Origin of the sequence: Pseudomonas sp. NEEL19 (assembly GCF_028751975.1) — a bacterium.
In the GTDB taxonomy this organism is placed as follows: Bacteria; Pseudomonadota; Gammaproteobacteria; order Pseudomonadales; family Pseudomonadaceae; genus Aquipseudomonas; species Aquipseudomonas juntendi.
On record NZ_CP081491.1, the window covers coordinates 4,034,560 to 4,049,699 of the forward strand.

Below are 15,140 nucleotides of genomic sequence, written 5' to 3' on the forward strand. Positions count from 1 at the left end.
CCACAGGGATCGCGCAGGCTTCAATTGCTGCGCAGTCCTTAGGGGAGCGGGCATGCCCGCGAAGCAGGCGGCTCGCTCTCAGGTCAATCTTCGCTGATGGTGATGCTCGGCATCGCCGGCGCTGCAGCTTCCTGCAGCACGATCCGCGCCCCTACCTGGCGCGCCAGTTCCTGGTAGACCATGGCAATCTGGCTTTCCGGCTCGGCAATGGTGGTCGGCTTGCCGTTGTCGGCCTGCTCGCGGATGACCATCGACAGTGGCAGCGAGGCCAGCAGATCGACACCATACTGGCTGGCCAGCTTCTCGCCACCGCCTTCGCCGAACAGGTGCTCGGCATGGCCGCAGTTGGAACAGATGTGCACGGCCATGTTCTCGACCACGCCCAGTACCGGGATGTTGACCTTACGGAACATTTCCACGCCCTTGCGGGCATCGAGCAAGGCCAAGTCCTGTGGTGTGGTAACGATCACCGACCCGGCCACCGGCACCTTCTGGGCCAGGGTCAGCTGGATGTCACCGGTGCCCGGGGGCATGTCGATCACCAGGTAGTCCAGGTCGTCCCACGCGGTCTGGGTCACCAACTGCAGCAGCGCACCCGATACCATCGGGCCACGCCAGACCATCGGCGTGTTGTCGTCGGTCAGGAACGCCATGGACATCACTTCCACGCCATGCGCCTTGATCGGCACAAACCACTTCTGTTCGCGAATCTGCGGGCGGGTGCCTTCGGCGATACCGAACATAACGCCCTGGCTGGGGCCATAGATGTCGGCATCCAGAATACCCACCCGGGCACCCTCGCGGGCCAGCGCCAGGGCCAGGTTGGCAGCGGTGGTCGACTTGCCCACGCCACCCTTGCCCGAGGCCACGGCGATGATGTTCCTGACGTTGGCCATGGCCGGCACCTGGGCCTGGGCCTTGTGCGCGGCAACCACGCAGTCGATCGACACCTGGGCGCCGCTGACGCCCTCGAGATTGCCGATGGCGGTCTGCAGCACCTGGGCCCAGCCGTTCTTGAACAGCCCGGCGGCATAGCCCAACTGCAACTGCACGCTGACGTGCCCGCCCTGGATATCGATGGCGCGCACGCAACCGGTGCTGACCGGGTCCTGGTTCAGGTAGGGGTCGGTGTACTGGCGAAGCACGCCTTCAATGGCGGCACGGGTGACGGCACTCATGGAGACTCCCATTGGCAAACTGAATGTAAAACAGGCGCCTATCCTAACCCGTCAATCATCAGCAGATGCGCTTGCGGGGTGAAATATCTTCGCCAGCCCTTTATAGTGGCCGATCACCCTCATTTTCACCCCGAGCCAGATAAGTAGCCGAGCCACCATGTCCGAGCCACGCCAGATTCTCGTCACCAGCGCCCTGCCCTATGCCAATGGATCGATCCACCTTGGCCATATGCTGGAGTACATCCAGACGGATATGTGGGTACGCTTCCAGAAGCTGCGCGGGAACCAGTGCATTTACGTCTGCGCCGACGACGCCCACGGCTCGGCCATCATGCTGCGCGCGGAAAAGGAAGGCATCACCCCGGAACAGCTGATTGCCAACGTCCAGGCCGAACACAGCAGCGACTTCGCCGACTTCCTGGTGGACTTCGACAACTTCCACTCCACCCACAGCGAAGAAAACCGTGAGCTGTCGAGCCTCATCTACACGCGCCTGCGTGAGGCGGGGCACATTGCCACCCGTTCGGTGACCCAGTACTTCGACCCGGAAAAGGGCATGTTCCTGGCTGACCGCTTCATCAAGGGCACCTGCCCGAAGTGCGCGGCCGAAGACCAGTACGGCGACAACTGCGAGAAATGCGGCGCCACCTACGCACCGACCGAACTGAAGAACCCCAAGTCGGCCATTTCCGGGGCCACCCCGGTACTGCGCGATTCGCAGCACTTTTTCTTCAAGCTGCCCGACTTCCAGGCCATGCTGCAACAGTGGACCCGCAGCGGCACGCTGCAGGATGCGGTCGCCAACAAGCTGGCCGAATGGCTGGACTCCGGCCTGCAGGAATGGGACATCTCCCGTGACGCGCCGTACTTCGGTTTCGAAATTCCGGGTGAGCCGGGCAAATACTTCTATGTGTGGCTCGATGCGCCTATCGGCTACATGGCCAGCTTCAAGAACCTTTGCGCGCGCCGCCCGGAACTGGACTTCGATGCGTTCTGGCGCGAGGGCTCCACGGCCGAGCTGTACCATTTCATCGGCAAGGACATCGTCAACTTCCACGCCCTGTTCTGGCCAGCCATGCTCGAAGGCGCGGGCTTCCGCAAGCCGACCGCCGTCAATGTGCACGGTTACCTGACCGTCAACGGCGCCAAGATGTCGAAGTCGCGGGGTACGTTCATCAAGGCCCGTACCTACCTCGACCACCTGCAGCCAGAGTACCTGCGCTATTACTACGCCGCCAAGCTGGGCCGCGGCGTCGACGACCTCGACCTGAACCTGGAAGACTTCGTGCAGAAGGTCAACTCTGACCTGGTTGGCAAGGTGGTCAACATCGCCAGCCGCTGTGCCGGCTTCATCCACAAGGGTAACCAGGGCGTGATGGTTAGCGGTGATGCCGCGCCTGAACTGACCGAAGCCTTCCTGGCTGCCGCCCCGTCCATTGCCGAGGCCTACGAAGGCCGCGATTTCGGCCGCGCCATGCGCGAAATCATGGCGCTGGCCGACCGTGCCAATGCCTGGATCGCCGACAAGGCGCCGTGGTCCCTGGCCAAGCAGGAGGGCAAGCAGGACGAAGTGCAGGCGATCTGCGCCCAGGGCATCAACCTGTTCCGCCAGTTGGTGATTTTCCTCAAGCCGGTACTGCCGCTGCTGGCTGCCGACGCCGAGGCCTTCCTCAACGTGGCCCCGCTGACCTGGGACGACCACCTGTCGCGCCTGGAAAACCACACGTTGAACCCGTTCAAGGCGCTGATGAGCCGTATCGAGCTGGCCAAGGTCGAAGCCATGGTCGCCGCCAGCAAGGAAGACCTGCTCGCCGCCGAACCCAAGGCCCCGGCAGGCAACGGCGAGCTGGCCAAGGACCCGCTGTCGGCAGAAATCGAGTTCGACACCTTTGCCGCCGTGGACCTGCGTGTGGCACTGATCGTCAAGGCCGAAGCCGTGGCGGGTGCGGACAAGCTGCTGCAGCTGACCCTGGACATCGGGGACGAACGCCGCAATGTGTTCTCCGGCATCAAGTCGGCTTACCCGGACCCGTCCAAGCTCGAAGGCCGCCTGACCATGATGGTCGCCAACCTGAAACCGCGGAAAATGCGCTTTGGCGTGTCCGAGGGGATGGTCATGGCGGCAGGCCCTGGTGGTGAAGAGATCTACCTGCTGAGCCCGGACAGCGGCGCCAAGCCAGGCCAGCGCATCAAGTAATTGACCGTGGGGGCTGCATGGCAGTCCCGTTGGCTTCTGCGGCGGGCCGGGGCAATCCCGGCCTGTGCGCGCCATCAAGGAAAGCTCTGATTCATGAACGCCGCCAAACGCCTGGAGATTTTTCGCAGGCTGCATGAAGACAACCCTGACCCGAAAACCGAACTGGCCTACACCACGCCATTTGAATTGCTGGTGGCAGTGACACTGTCCGCGCAATCGACCGACGTAGGCGTCAACAAGGCCACTGCGCGCCTGTTCCCCGTCGCCAACACCCCCGAGGCCATCTATGCCCTGGGCGTCGAAGGCCTCAGCGAATACATAAAGACCATCGGGCTGTACAACAGCAAGGCCAAGAACGTCATCGAAGCCTGCCGCTTACTGATCGAGCGTCACGGTAGCCAGGTACCCCAGACCCGTGAAGCGCTGGAGGCACTGCCAGGTGTCGGCCGCAAGACGGCGAACGTGGTGCTGAACACGGCGTTCCGCCAGCCGACCATGGCCGTCGATACGCATATTTTCAGGGTCAGCAATCGCACGGGGATAGCGCCGGGCAAGACTGTGCTGGAAGTGGAAAAGAAACTGGTCAAGTTCGTACCCAAGGACTACCTGCTGGACGCCCACCACTGGCTGATTCTCCATGGCCGCTATGTTTGCCAGGCACGCAAGCCAAGGTGCGGCAGCTGCAGGATCGAAGACCTGTGCGAGTACAAGCACAAAACTTCTGACGATTGAGCGGATAGCTGAAAACCACTGCAGGCGATTGAAAAAATCTTTTTTACCAGCGCCTGCTTTCTGGTTATAAGGTCGGCCAACGGCCCCTTGGCTTGGAGCGACTCATGAGTACCGATAAAGACGACCTGTCGATCGAAGATGATTTTGTTGCCGTAGAAGATGACGCGGAGCCCCCGGTGGAATCTGCAAAAACCAACCTCAGCAAACGCCGCACCATCGACAACTTGCTCGAAGAACGGCGCCTGCAGAAACAACTGGCCGATTTCGATTACGACCTGTAGCCCCACCTTGGCAAAGCCTCCTGCCCGGAGGCTTCATGGCCTGTGCTCAGCTCAGGCCTTGCCGTTGCGCCAACTCGATCAGGTCTACCAGCGACCGTGCATTGAGCTTGAGCAACAGGCGTGACTTGTAGGTACTGACCGTCTTGTTGCTCAGGTACATGCTGTCGGCAATTTCCTTGTTCGAACGCCCGCGCGCCAACTGTTGCAACACGGTCATTTCCCGGGCCGAGAGGCGGTTGACCATGTCCACCTCGCTGCCCGTGCCCCTGCCACGGGCCGCATGCAGGGCCTGGTTGGGGAAATAGCTGTAGCCCGAGAGCACCGCCTTGATTGCGCTCAACAGCTCGGTAAGTTCCTGTTGCTTGCATACATAACCCGCCGCCCCCGCCTGCATGCAGCGCATCGAAAAATTGCCGGGTGCCTGCGACGTCAGCACCAGCACCTTGCTGCCTGGGCTGAAGCTGGCCATGCGGGCAATCACCTCCAGGCCATCCAGCTTCGGTATACCGATATCCAGCACCACGATGTCCGGCAGGTGTTGCCGCGTCAGCTGCAATGCAGCCACCCCATTGTCGGTCTCCCCCACGACGTCATACCCATGCCGCTCCATCAGCATGCGCACGGCAAGGCGTATGACCGGATGATCATCAACGATAAGCACTTTATTCATGCGACATCCATTCATTCACTGTTGTGGCTTTGGCACGCCAAGATAACTGACAGAACGACCGATGGCGCGGCGATTTGCCGACGAAACTCATGTGCAGACAAAACCTACAATAGTTGCGGAAACTTCCTACACTTCGCGACTATGGTTGTAACAAACAAATTCCTTATTACCGATTACAGGCGTGTACCCGGTGGCCAGTTGCACTTTGAGCACAGACTGTCAGGGGCTGAAACACCCCTTCCCGCCTTCGGGGTGAAGCGTGGATCAGGGACTTTGCCCGTTGTCGCGCACCGGGAAGCAGTCCAGTCTTTAGTTGCCCGGCGCAGTAAGGCAAAGATGGGCAAAACCGCTGGAGGCAGCCACCATGACCCAAGCACAACCTGTCGCCCCGCTGACGATCATTGCCATCTTCGCCGGGATCATCGAAGCCTCCGCCCTGGCCACACTGCCCTTTCTCAGCGAGTCCAGCCAGAAGCTCTATACCTGGTTCCTGGTGGGCTTTCCGTTCTTCCTGACCGCGCTGTTTTTCCTGACACTCAACTTCAACTACAAGTCGTTCTACAGCCCGTTACCCAACAAGGCAGCAGCGGACAGCGCGCCCCCTCCCAGCAATGAGGCCCTCGCTGCCATGCCGCAGGAGGGGTTGCCAGGCGAGCCCGTCACCTTCATGTTTTCTGGCCCGGATGCCTGTCGCCTGATGGAACAGCAATTGTTGCAAGCGCTTGCGCAACCACCAACGCCGCCCCGCACCTGGCGCTTTTGCAATGTGGATAAAGGCCAATGCGCGCAATTGTCCATCAGCCCACTGGGCAGTGAGGCCGCGAACCCATGCAGCTGAAACTCTTCATTTCGAGCAGGCACAAAAAACCCGGCCGCAGCCTAATGCCAGTCAGTTAAGTAATTTGGGGGCCGCTTTGCGACCCTTCGCGGGCGTGCCCGCGAAGGGCTGCAAAGCAGCCCCAGTTACCCAACAAAACAGCACCGGACAGCGCCCCCCGCCCGGCAGTGAAGCCCTCGCTGCCATGCCGCAGGAGGGGTTGCCAGGCGAGCCCGTCACCTTCATGTTTTCTGGCCCGGATGCCTGTCGCCTGATGGAACAGCAATTGTTGCAAGCGCTTGCGCAACCACCAACGCCGCCCCGCACCTGGCGCTTTTGCAATGTGGATAAAGGCCAATGCGCGCAATTGTCCATCAGCCCACTGGGCAGTGAGGCCGCGAACCCATGCAGCTGAAACTCTTCATTTCGAGCAGGCACAAAAAACCCGGCCGCAGCCTAATGCCAGTCAGTTAAGTAATTTGGGGGCCGCTTTGCGACCCTTCGCGGGCACGCCCGCTCCCACAGGGGATCGCGCATCTCTTGAGTTCAGCGCCTGTGGGAGCGGGCGTGCCCGCGAAGGGCTGCAAAGCAGCCTCAGTAACGCTTAACCGACAGGCATTAGGCCGCAGCCGGGTTCTTTCATGGCACAGGCCAGCAATCAGAGCAGCGAACGGCCCTTGTTAGCGGCAATGCGCATACGCAAGGCGTTGAGCTTGATGAAGCCAGCAGCGTCGGCCTGGTTGTAGGCGCCGCCATCTTCTTCGAAGGTGGCGATGTTGGCATCGAACAGCGAATCATCCGATTTACGGCCAACCACGGTGACATTGCCTTTGTACAGCTTCAGCCGCACCACACCGTTCACGTTGACCTGCGAAGCGTCGATCATCTGCTGCAGCATCACGCGCTCCGGGCTCCACCAGTAACCGGTGTAGATCAGGCTGGCGTACTTGGGCATCAACTCGTCTTTGAGGTGAGCAACTTCACGGTCCAGGGTGATCGACTCGATGGCACGGTGGGCCTTGAGCATGATGGTGCCGCCAGGCGTCTCGTAGCAGCCACGCGACTTCATACCGACATAACGGTTTTCGACGATGTCGAGGCGGCCGATGCCGTTGGCACCGCCGATGCGGTTCAGGTCGGCCAGAACGGTTGCCGGGGTTTTCTCGACACCGTCGATGGCAACGATGTCGCCGTTGCGGTAGGTGAGTTCGATGTAGGTGGCCTGGTCCGGAGCGTTCTCAGGTGAGACACTCCAGCGCCACATGTCCTCTTCGTGCTCGGTCCAGGTGTCTTCCAGGACACCGCCTTCGTAGGAGATGTGCAGCAGGTTGGCGTCCATCGAGTACGGCGACTTCTTCTTGCCGTGGCGCTCGATCGGGATACCGTGCTTTTCGGCGTAGTCCATCAGCTTCTCGCGGGACAGCAGGTCCCACTCGCGCCATGGGGCGATAACCTTGACGCCAGGCTTGAGCGCGTAGGCACCCAGCTCGAAACGCACCTGGTCGTTGCCCTTGCCGGTAGCGCCATGGGAAATGGCGTCTGCACCGGTTTCGTTGGCGATTTCGATGAGGCGCTTGGCGATCAGCGGACGGGCGATGGAAGTACCCAGCAGGTACTCACCTTCGTAGACGGTGTTGGCGCGGAACATCGGGAACACGAAATCACGCACGAACTCTTCGCGCAGGTCGTCGATGTAGATCTCTTTAACACCCATTGCCTGAGCCTTGGCGCGGGCCGGTTCGACCTCTTCGCCCTGACCCAGGTCAGCGGTGAAAGTCACCACTTCGCAGTTGTAGGTATCCTGCAGCCACTTGAGAATCACCGAAGTATCAAGGCCGCCGGAATACGCCAGTACGACCTTTTTTACGTCCGCCATGCCATCACTCCACGGGGTTGTACGGAAAAGGACCGATTCTAACGGCGTTAACGATAAATTTACAGTGGCGCGACAGCTTCTGACGACAAAGCGACAAGAACTTTCACAGGGGCGACGGACGGTAGTGAGGCAGGCAAGTCAAGGGCCTGCGGTGCACGCGGCTGTCCAACCTCAAGGTTGCCTGGCCGGCGCAGCACCAGCAGCAGGGGGGGCTTGCTCGGTCGGTTTCTCCACCGGTTTTTCAGGCACCACCACCCGGTCCAGCTCGATGTTCACTCGCCGATTCCGCGCCCGATTCGCCGCCGTGTTGTTCTTGGCCACCGGGTAGCGCTCGCCGTGGAAGCGTACGGTGATCTGCTCATCCTTGATACCATGAGCCTTGAAGTAGTCCGCCACCGCCAGCGCCCGGCGGCGTGACAGGTCGCGGTTGGTCAGGCGATTACCGCTGTTGTCGGAGTGACCGTTGAGCTCGACATGGTTCACCGAAGGGTCGGCCTTCATGTATTCGAGAATCACATCCAGCCTGGCCTTGGCCGCGTCATCCAGTTCGATGCCCCCGCCCGGGAAACCGACCTGGGTCTGGCGCACCTGGTCGTAGTTCATGGGCAGCAGCTTGGCGGCACACACCTGGTAATCGCTGTAGGCCTTGGCAAAGCTCACCGGCAGTACCCGCACCTCCATGGGCCGGCCAGCTTCGCCCGCATAGCTGCGCACCACCGTGCTGCGCCCGTCGAGCAAGCCATTGATCAGGCGGCTGGCCTGGCCTTGCGACGAACTGAACAACACGCCGGTACGGGCCATGCGCACGCTACCCAGGTTGATATCACCACGACCGGGTTGCCACGGCGCCGCCGCCGCCAGCAGGCTGGCAGTGCCGGCCCCCAGTATGTTGCTGGCCGAGCGCAGCTGGAACACTGCCTGCTCGCCCGCCCGGCGTACGAACTCACCACTGCCAAAGCCATCGATCGGCTGGATCAGCCGGCACTCGAACGGGTCACCCTCGACCTTCCAGGCAATGTTCTCCATGCGCGTCTGAAAAGTCAGCGCGGCAGCCGGCAGGCTGGCGAACAGGGTCAACAGGGTCAGGTAACGCTGGCGCACGGGCGGCTCCACAATTTCAACGGCTTACCTGCAGGCTATCGGACGCCAACCGGAAAACTTGATAGCCGTGCTCGGCCCAGGGTTTTCCGGTAGCATTGGGGCTTGAGTTCGACCCGCCTGGAATCCCCAATGTCCGATCGCCTGACCCTCCTGCGCCCCGACGACTGGCACATCCATCTGCGTGATGGTGCCGTCCTGCCCCACACCGTTGGCGATGTGGCGCGTACTTTCGCCCGCGCCATCATCATGCCCAACCTGGTTCCGCCGGTGCGCAACGCCGCCGAGGCCGGTGCCTACCGTGAACGCATCCTCGCTGCCCGCCCGGCAGGCAGCCGCTTCGAGCCGCTGATGGTCCTGTACCTCACCGACCGTACCAGCCCCGAAGATGTGCGTGCCGCCAAGGCCAGCGGTATCGTGTATGCCGCCAAGCTGTACCCGGCGGGCGCCACCACCAATTCCGATTCGGGCGTGACCAGCATCGACAATATCTTCCCGGCCATCGAGGCATTGGCGGAGGTCGGCATGCCGCTGCTGGTGCACGGCGAAGTGACCCGCAGCGAAATCGACGTGTTCGACCGCGAGAAGCGCTTCATCGACGAGCACATGCGCCGCCTGGTCGAGCGCTTCCCGGCCTTGAAAGTGGTGTTCGAACACATTACCACCAGCGATGCCGCGCAGTTCGTCACCGAAGCACCGGCCAATGTTGGCGCGACCATCACCGCGCAACACCTGCTGTACAACCGCAACCACATGCTGGTCGGTGGCATTCGCCCACACTTCTACTGCCTGCCGATCCTCAAGCGCAACACCCACCAGGTGGCCCTGCTGGATGCAGCCACCAGCGGCAACCCGAAGTTCTTCCTCGGTACCGACTCGGCCCCGCACGCCCGTCACGCCAAAGAAGCGGCCTGCGGCTGCGCCGGCTGCTACACCGCCTACGCGGCTATCGAGCTGTACGCCGAAGCGTTCGAGCAACGCAACGCGCTGGACAAGCTGGAAGGTTTCGCCAGCCTCCACGGCCCAGCTTTCTATGGCCTGCCGGCAAATACCGACACCATCACCCTGGTCCGCGAAGAATGGACCGCCCCGCAGAGCCTGCCATTCGGCGAGCAAACCGTGGTGCCGCTGCGCGCTGGCGAGAAATTGCGCTGGCGCCTGCTGGAGGAAAACGCGTGAGCGAAGACCTCTACGAAGACGACCTGGAAAGCCAAGGCAACAGCGGGTCGCGCCATCCAATGGCCGAGCGCTTCCGCGGTTACCTGCCGGTTGTAGTGGACGTGGAAACGGGCGGCTTCAACAGCGCCACCGATGCCTTGCTGGAAATTGCTGCAGTGACCATCGGCATGGACGAGAAAGGCTTCCTGTTCCCCGAGCACACGTACTTCCACCGGGTGGAGCCGTTCGAAGGCGCGAACATCGAGGCGGCCGCCCTGGAGTTCACCGGCATCAAGCTCGACCACCCGCTGCGCATGGCAGTCAGCGAGGAAACCGCGCTGACCGATATTTTCCGCGGTGTGCGCAAGGCCCTGAAGGCCAATGGCTGCAAGCGGGCGATTCTGGTCGGCCATAACAGCAGCTTCGACCTCGGCTTCCTCAACGCGGCCGTGGCGCGCAATGACGTGAAGCGTAACCCGTTCCACCCGTTTTCCAGCTTCGACACGGCTACCCTGGCCGGCCTGGCCTATGGCCAGACCGTACTGGCGCGGGCTTGCCAAAGCGCCGACATCGACTTCGATGGGCGTGAAGCGCACTCGGCGCGGTACGACACCGAGAAAACGGCGGAGCTGTTCTGCGGCATCGTCAACCGCTGGAAGGACCTGGGCGGCTGGCGCGACTTCAACGATTGACCTGGGGGCCGCCTGGCGGCCCTTTCGCAACACAAGCCCGCAGCCACCACCCAGGCACAAAAAAACCGGCCACCAGGGCCGGTTTTTCATGCGCGCCGCAATTACAGCTTGCCGGCGTTCTCGCTCAGGTAGGCGGCTACGCCTTCTGGCGAAGCATTCATGCCTTTGTCGCCTTTTTTCCAGTTGGCCGGGCAGACTTCGCCGTGCTCTTCGTGGAATTGCAGGGCGTCGACCAGGCGCAGCAGTTCGTCCATGTTACGGCCCAGTGGCAGGTCGTTGACGATCTGCGAACGAACAACACCGTTGGTGTCGATCAGGAAGGCACCACGGAAGGCCACGCCACCTTCGGACTCAACGTCGTAGGCCTTGCAGATTTCGTGGGTCATGTCGGCAGCCAGGGTGTACTTCACCTGGCCGATGCCGCCGTTGTTGACCGGGGTGTTGCGCCAGGCGTTGTGAGTGAAGTGCGAGTCGATGGACACGCCGATCACTTCTACGTTGCGCGCCTGGAAATCAGGGATGCGGTGGTCCAGGGCGATCAGCTCGGACGGGCAGACGAAGGTGAAGTCCAGCGGGTAGAAGAACACCAGGCCGTACTTGCCCTTGATGGCCGAAGCCAGGTTGAAGCTGTCGACGATCTCGCCATTGCCCAGCACGGCCGGTACGGTGAAATCGGGGGCTTTCTTACCAACGAGTACGCTCATTGTAATCTCCTGATGAGGGTGTAGAACCGTTTGCCGGGCCAGACGGGCCTGCCCGACATCCAACAAAGGCGACCATCATACACGGCTTCTGATGACAGGCCGAATCCAACGAGCAGGCAACCGCCGGTCGCTCAAGCACAGGCCTTGCAGAAAGTGCTTTGACAAGCATTCTCATTAACATTAAGCTCCAACCCATCGACTCAACCAGCGATGGTCAGCCCTTATGTATGTGTGTCTTTGTGTCGGCGTTACTGACGGACAGATCCGCGACGCGATCTATGAAGGATGCTGCAGTTACAAGGATGTGCGAGCCGCGACCAATGTCGCCAGCCAGTGTGGCAAATGTGCCTGCCTGGCCAAGCAGGTAGTTCGCGAGACCCTGACCGAGCTGCAGGTCAGCCAGGCCGCCCTGCCCTACCCGGTAGAATTCACCACCGCCTGACACCAGCATTTCCAAGAACCGGACCTAGTGTCCGGTTTTTTTATGCCTACATATCAATAAGTTAGGGCACCAACGCGGTTCACAAACATTCTTATTCCTATTAATTTTCATTTATTATTCAATCACTTAGGTTTGACACACTTGCGCATCGGGCTCAAACTTCCTGCTATTGGCACACTTCTACAGGGCAGGAACCCAAATGAAAGGCGACGTAAGCGTCATCCAGCATCTCAACAAGATCCTCGGAAACGAGCTGGTCGCGATCAACCAGTATTTCCTGCACGCACGCATGTACGAAGATTGGGGCCTGAACAAACTCGGCAAGCACGAGTACAAGGAATCGATCGACGAGATGAAGCACGCTGACAAGTTGATCAAGCGTATTCTCTTCCTCGAAGGCATCCCTAACGTTCAGGACCTGGGCAAGCTGTTGATCGGCGAGCACACCAAGGAAATGCTCGAGTGCGACCTTAAGCTCGAACACAAGGGCCTGGCCGATCTCAAGGCCGCCATCGCCCACTGCGAAACCGCGGGTGACTTCGGCTCGCGTGACATGCTGGAAGATATCCTCGAGTCCGAGGAAGAACATATCGACTGGCTGGAAACCCAGCTGGGGCTGATCGACAAGATCGGTATCGAAAACTACCTGCAATCGCAGATGGGCGAAGAGTAATCACCCGCTGCATAAAAAAACCCGCGATCAGCGGGTTTTTTCATGCTTGCCGAAATCAGGCTTCGGCAGCTTTGGCCTTGGCGGCGGCGTCCTTGATCAGGGCCTGCAGCTCACCCTTTTCGAACATTTCCAGCATGATGTCGCTACCGCCGACCAGCTCACCGGCCACCCACAGCTGCGGGAAAGTCGGCCAGTTGGCGTACTTTGGCAGGTTGGCGCGGATTTCCGGGTTCTGCAGGATGTCGACGTAGGCGAACTTCTCGCCACACCCCATCACAGCCTGCGATGCCTTGGCCGAGAACCCGCACTGCGGGGCATTCGGCGAACCTTTCATGTAAAGCAGAATGGTGTTGTTGGCAATCTGCTCTTTGATCGTATCGATGATATCCATCTAGCACCTCAGCTGAACTTTCCGACGCGATCGTCGGCACGGTGAGGCATTGTAACGGAAAGCCGAGCAGCATGCTCGGCCTTGCCATCGCTCAAGCGGCCTCGACCTGCACAGGTACGCCATTGAGCGCCGCATTGCCCGACACCGGGTCACGCAAGCGCTCGTCGGTAAGGTCATTGGCACTCACGCCAGGCTGCGCCTGGGCGACCTGCAGGTGTACGCCCTGCCGGCCATGACCGAATCCATGGGGCAAGCTGACCACACCGGGCATCATGTCCTCGCAGGCCAGTACCTCGACTTCCAGGGCACCGGTGCGCGAGCGAATCCGCACCCGCTGGCCATCCTGCAGTTGCCGCTGCTGCAGATCGTGGGGGTGCATCAACAACTGGTGCCGGGGCTTGCCTTTGACCAGCCGATGAAAGTTGTGCATCCATGAGTTGTTGCTGCGCACGTGGCGGCGCCCGATCAACAACAGTTCGTTCGGGGCTGGCGGTGCTTGCCGGGCCAGCCGCTGCAAATCGTCCAGCAGCACCTGGGGCGCCGCTTCGATCGCCTTGGTGGCAGTGGCCAGGCGAGCCTCGAGGTTGGCGCGCAACGGGCCAAGGTCCAGGCCATGCGGGTGCTCATCGAGCTTGGCCAGGGAAAGCTGCCAGGCGGTTGCCTCGCCGTAGCGGCCTTTGCGCAGGGCCAGGTCGATCATCTGCGCGGGCGCCACGGTCGGCTTGATCTCCAGCCCGGCACGCCTGGCATAGGCCTGCGCCAGCCCGACAAAGATTTCCCAGTCATGCAAGGCGCCCTGCGGCTTGGCCAGGATCGCCCGGTTGAACCGCGTGATGTTGCGCACGGCCAACAGGTTGAATGTGCTGTCGTAGTGATCATTTTCCAACGCCGAGGTCGAGGGCAGGATCAAGTCGGCATGGCGTGTGGTCTCGTTGATGTAGAGGTCGATGCTGAGCATGAACTGCAACCCCTCCAGCGCAGCGTCCAGCTGGCGGCCGTTGGGCGTGGACAGCACAGGGTTGCCGGCCACCGTCACCAGGGCATGCACCTGCCCCTCGCCGGGCGTCAGCATTTCTTCGGCGAGGGCCGCCACCGGCAGCTCACCGCCGTATTCGGGCAATCCCGATACCCGGCTTTGCCAGGCATTGAAATGCCCACCCGAGGTGGTCGCGACCAGGTCCACGGCCGGCTCTGTACACAACGCCCCGCCGACACGGTCGAGGTTGCCGGTCACCAGGTTGATCAGTTGCACCAGCCAATGACACAGGGTGCCGAAGGTTTGCGTCGACACGCCCATGCGCCCGTAGCACACCGCCTTGTCGGCGACGGCGAAATCCCGTGCCAACTGCCGGATCTCGGCCGCCTCGATGCCACACAGCGCGCTCATGGCCTCGGCGCTGAGAGGCGCCAGTGCCGCGCGAACCTGCTGCAGACCATTGACCGGCACGTGCGAGCGCCGCGTCAGGCCCTCGTCGAACAGCGTGCTGAGCAGGCCGCACAACAGCGCCGCATCGCCCCCGGGGCGAATGAACAGATGGCGGTCGGCCATGGCCGCCGTTTCGCTGCGCCGCGGGTCCACCACCACCAGGCGCCCACCGCGCGCGCGCAGGGCCTTGAGCCGCTTCTCCACGTCGGGCACCGTCATGATGCTGCCGTTGGAGGCCAGCGGGTTGCCGCCAAGAATCAACATGAAATCGGTATGGTCGATATCCGGGATCGGCAATAGCAAGCCATGCCCGTACATCAGGTGGCTGACCAGGTGCTGCGGCAATTGGTCCACCGATGTGGCAGAGAAACGGTTGCGGGTTTTCAGCAGGCCGAGGAAATAATTGCTGTGGGTCATCAACCCGTAGTTATGCACGCTGGGATTGCCCTGGTACACGGCCACGGCATTGCGCCCATGGGCCTGCTGGATCGCCCACAGCCTGTCGGCGGCCAGGGTAAACGCTTCATCCCACTCAATCGCCTGCCAGTGCTCCCCTACCCGTTTATGGGGCTGGCGCAAACGATCCGGGTCATTCTGAATATCCTGCAACGCTACCGCCTTGGGGCAGACATGGCCGCGGCTGAACGGGTCGTGGGGGTCGCCCTTGATCGAGCTGATCTGCGCCCGCCCCGCGTCGTCATGGCTGATTTCGATGTTGAGCCCGCAGATCGCTTCGCACAGGTGACACGCACGGTGATGCAGGGTCTTGGTCATGGCCGCCTCTGCCTTGTTGTTGGGTAGTGAA

15 protein-coding genes and 1 pseudogene are annotated in these 15,140 nt (G+C 61.4%); 9 read left to right on the plus strand and 7 right to left on the minus strand.

Annotated features, from left to right (window positions below):
* Positions 1-83 precede the first annotated feature (83 nt).
* Entirely contained in the window at positions 84-1,178 is a 1,095-nt protein-coding gene (gene apbC / locus K4A76_RS17935) for an iron-sulfur cluster carrier protein ApbC (protein ID WP_274410835.1), read from the minus strand.
* Between the two features lie 157 nt (positions 1,179-1,335).
* Here apbC and metG point away from each other — a divergent pair, with 157 nt between their 5' ends.
* The 3 genes from metG to K4A76_RS17950 all read left to right on the plus strand — a co-directional run bounded on the left by metG (position 1,336) and on the right by K4A76_RS17950 (position 4,388).
* On the plus strand, positions 1,336-3,375 hold the full coding sequence (gene metG, locus K4A76_RS17940; protein ID WP_274410836.1) for a methionine--tRNA ligase: 2,040 nt from the start codon (positions 1,336-1,338) through the stop codon (positions 3,373-3,375).
* Between the two features lie 93 nt (positions 3,376-3,468).
* Positions 3,469-4,107, plus strand: a complete 639-nt coding sequence (nth, locus tag K4A76_RS17945) for an endonuclease III (protein ID WP_009684568.1) — start codon at positions 3,469-3,471, stop codon at positions 4,105-4,107.
* 104 nt (positions 4,108-4,211) lie between these two features.
* Positions 4,212-4,388, plus strand: a complete 177-nt coding sequence (locus tag K4A76_RS17950; RefSeq protein WP_009684567.1) for a PA3496 family putative envelope integrity protein — start codon at positions 4,212-4,214, stop codon at positions 4,386-4,388.
* A gap of 46 nt (positions 4,389-4,434) precedes the next feature.
* On the opposite strand, the gene K4A76_RS17955 is transcribed toward K4A76_RS17950, so the two are convergent.
* Complete coding sequence (locus tag K4A76_RS17955; RefSeq protein WP_009684566.1) at positions 4,435-5,058, minus strand: response regulator transcription factor; 624 nt, start codon at positions 5,056-5,058, stop codon at positions 4,435-4,437.
* Positions 5,059-5,422: 364 nt separating this feature from the next.
* Here K4A76_RS17955 and K4A76_RS17960 point away from each other — a divergent pair, with 364 nt between their 5' ends.
* Both K4A76_RS17960 and K4A76_RS17965 read left to right on the plus strand, forming a co-directional pair.
* On the plus strand, positions 5,423-5,896 hold the full coding sequence (locus K4A76_RS17960; protein WP_274410837.1) for a hypothetical protein: 474 nt from the start codon (positions 5,423-5,425) through the stop codon (positions 5,894-5,896).
* A 172-nt stretch (positions 5,897-6,068) separates the two neighbouring features.
* Positions 6,069-6,290, plus strand: a pseudogene (locus tag K4A76_RS17965) (hypothetical protein); the annotation flags it as partial.
* A gap of 243 nt (positions 6,291-6,533) precedes the next feature.
* Here the strand turns inward: K4A76_RS17965 and K4A76_RS17970 are convergent.
* A complete protein-coding gene (locus K4A76_RS17970; protein WP_029886602.1) occupies positions 6,534-7,751 on the minus strand; it encodes an argininosuccinate synthase in 1,218 nt (405 codons plus the stop codon).
* 171 nt (positions 7,752-7,922) lie between these two features.
* A complete protein-coding gene (locus K4A76_RS17975) occupies positions 7,923-8,852 on the minus strand; it encodes a flagellar protein MotY (protein WP_274410838.1) in 930 nt (309 codons plus the stop codon).
* A gap of 129 nt (positions 8,853-8,981) precedes the next feature.
* Here K4A76_RS17975 and pyrC point away from each other — a divergent pair, with 129 nt between their 5' ends.
* Together pyrC and rnt are read left to right on the plus strand one after the other, a co-directional pair.
* A complete protein-coding gene (gene pyrC, locus K4A76_RS17980) occupies positions 8,982-10,028 on the plus strand; it encodes a dihydroorotase (protein ID WP_029887753.1) in 1,047 nt (348 codons plus the stop codon).
* Positions 10,029-10,087: 59 nt separating this feature from the next.
* Positions 10,088-10,699 (plus strand): ribonuclease T, encoded by a 612-nt coding sequence (gene rnt, locus K4A76_RS17985; RefSeq protein WP_232108621.1) that lies wholly within the window; start codon positions 10,088-10,090, stop codon positions 10,697-10,699.
* Between the two features lie 101 nt (positions 10,700-10,800).
* Here rnt and K4A76_RS17990 read toward each other — a convergent pair whose 3' ends face one another.
* Entirely contained in the window at positions 10,801-11,403 is a 603-nt protein-coding gene (locus tag K4A76_RS17990; protein WP_009684560.1) for a peroxiredoxin, read from the minus strand.
* Between the two features lie 223 nt (positions 11,404-11,626).
* Here K4A76_RS17990 and K4A76_RS17995 point away from each other — a divergent pair, with 223 nt between their 5' ends.
* Together K4A76_RS17995 and bfr are read left to right on the plus strand one after the other, a co-directional pair.
* Positions 11,627-11,845, plus strand: coding sequence for a bacterioferritin-associated ferredoxin (locus tag K4A76_RS17995; RefSeq protein ID WP_009684559.1), 219 nt, complete (start codon positions 11,627-11,629; stop codon positions 11,843-11,845).
* 199 nt (positions 11,846-12,044) lie between these two features.
* Positions 12,045-12,518 (plus strand): bacterioferritin, encoded by a 474-nt coding sequence (gene bfr / locus K4A76_RS18000; RefSeq protein WP_009684558.1) that lies wholly within the window; start codon positions 12,045-12,047, stop codon positions 12,516-12,518.
* Between the two features lie 55 nt (positions 12,519-12,573).
* Here the strand turns inward: bfr and grxD are convergent, their stop codons facing one another.
* Positions 12,574-12,909, minus strand: a complete 336-nt coding sequence (gene grxD / locus K4A76_RS18005) for a Grx4 family monothiol glutaredoxin (protein ID WP_009684557.1) — start codon at positions 12,907-12,909, stop codon at positions 12,574-12,576.
* Between the two features lie 91 nt (positions 12,910-13,000).
* Complete coding sequence (locus K4A76_RS18010) at positions 13,001-15,109, minus strand: molybdopterin oxidoreductase family protein (protein ID WP_274410839.1); 2,109 nt, start codon at positions 15,107-15,109, stop codon at positions 13,001-13,003.
* Between the last annotated feature and the right edge of the window lie 31 nt (positions 15,110-15,140).

What these genes read in the sequence shown, in the direction of transcription:
- nth (WP_009684568.1), top strand. Translation starts at nt 3,469, where the DNA reads ATGAACGCCGCCAAACGCCTGGAGATTTTTCGCAGGCTGCATGAAGAC.
- K4A76_RS17990 (WP_009684560.1), bottom strand. Translation starts at nt 11,403, where the DNA reads ATGAGCGTACTCGTTGGTAAGAAAGCCCCCGATTTCACCGTACCGGCC.
- K4A76_RS17950 (WP_009684567.1), top strand. Translation starts at nt 4,212, where the DNA reads ATGAGTACCGATAAAGACGACCTGTCGATCGAAGATGATTTTGTTGCC.
- apbC (WP_274410835.1), bottom strand. Translation starts at nt 1,178, where the DNA reads ATGAGTGCCGTCACCCGTGCCGCCATTGAAGGCGTGCTTCGCCAGTAC.
- metG (WP_274410836.1), top strand. Translation starts at nt 1,336, where the DNA reads ATGTCCGAGCCACGCCAGATTCTCGTCACCAGCGCCCTGCCCTATGCC.
- K4A76_RS17995 (WP_009684559.1), top strand. Translation starts at nt 11,627, where the DNA reads ATGTATGTGTGTCTTTGTGTCGGCGTTACTGACGGACAGATCCGCGAC.
- K4A76_RS17970 (WP_029886602.1), bottom strand. Translation starts at nt 7,751, where the DNA reads ATGGCGGACGTAAAAAAGGTCGTACTGGCGTATTCCGGCGGCCTTGAT.
- bfr (WP_009684558.1), top strand. Translation starts at nt 12,045, where the DNA reads ATGAAAGGCGACGTAAGCGTCATCCAGCATCTCAACAAGATCCTCGGA.
- K4A76_RS18010 (WP_274410839.1), bottom strand. Translation starts at nt 15,109, where the DNA reads ATGACCAAGACCCTGCATCACCGTGCGTGTCACCTGTGCGAAGCGATC.
- pyrC (WP_029887753.1), top strand. Translation starts at nt 8,982, where the DNA reads ATGTCCGATCGCCTGACCCTCCTGCGCCCCGACGACTGGCACATCCAT.
- grxD (WP_009684557.1), bottom strand. Translation starts at nt 12,909, where the DNA reads ATGGATATCATCGATACGATCAAAGAGCAGATTGCCAACAACACCATT.
- K4A76_RS17960 (WP_274410837.1), top strand. Translation starts at nt 5,423, where the DNA reads ATGACCCAAGCACAACCTGTCGCCCCGCTGACGATCATTGCCATCTTC.
- rnt (WP_232108621.1), top strand. Translation starts at nt 10,088, where the DNA reads ATGGCCGAGCGCTTCCGCGGTTACCTGCCGGTTGTAGTGGACGTGGAA.
- K4A76_RS17955 (WP_009684566.1), bottom strand. Translation starts at nt 5,058, where the DNA reads ATGAATAAAGTGCTTATCGTTGATGATCATCCGGTCATACGCCTTGCC.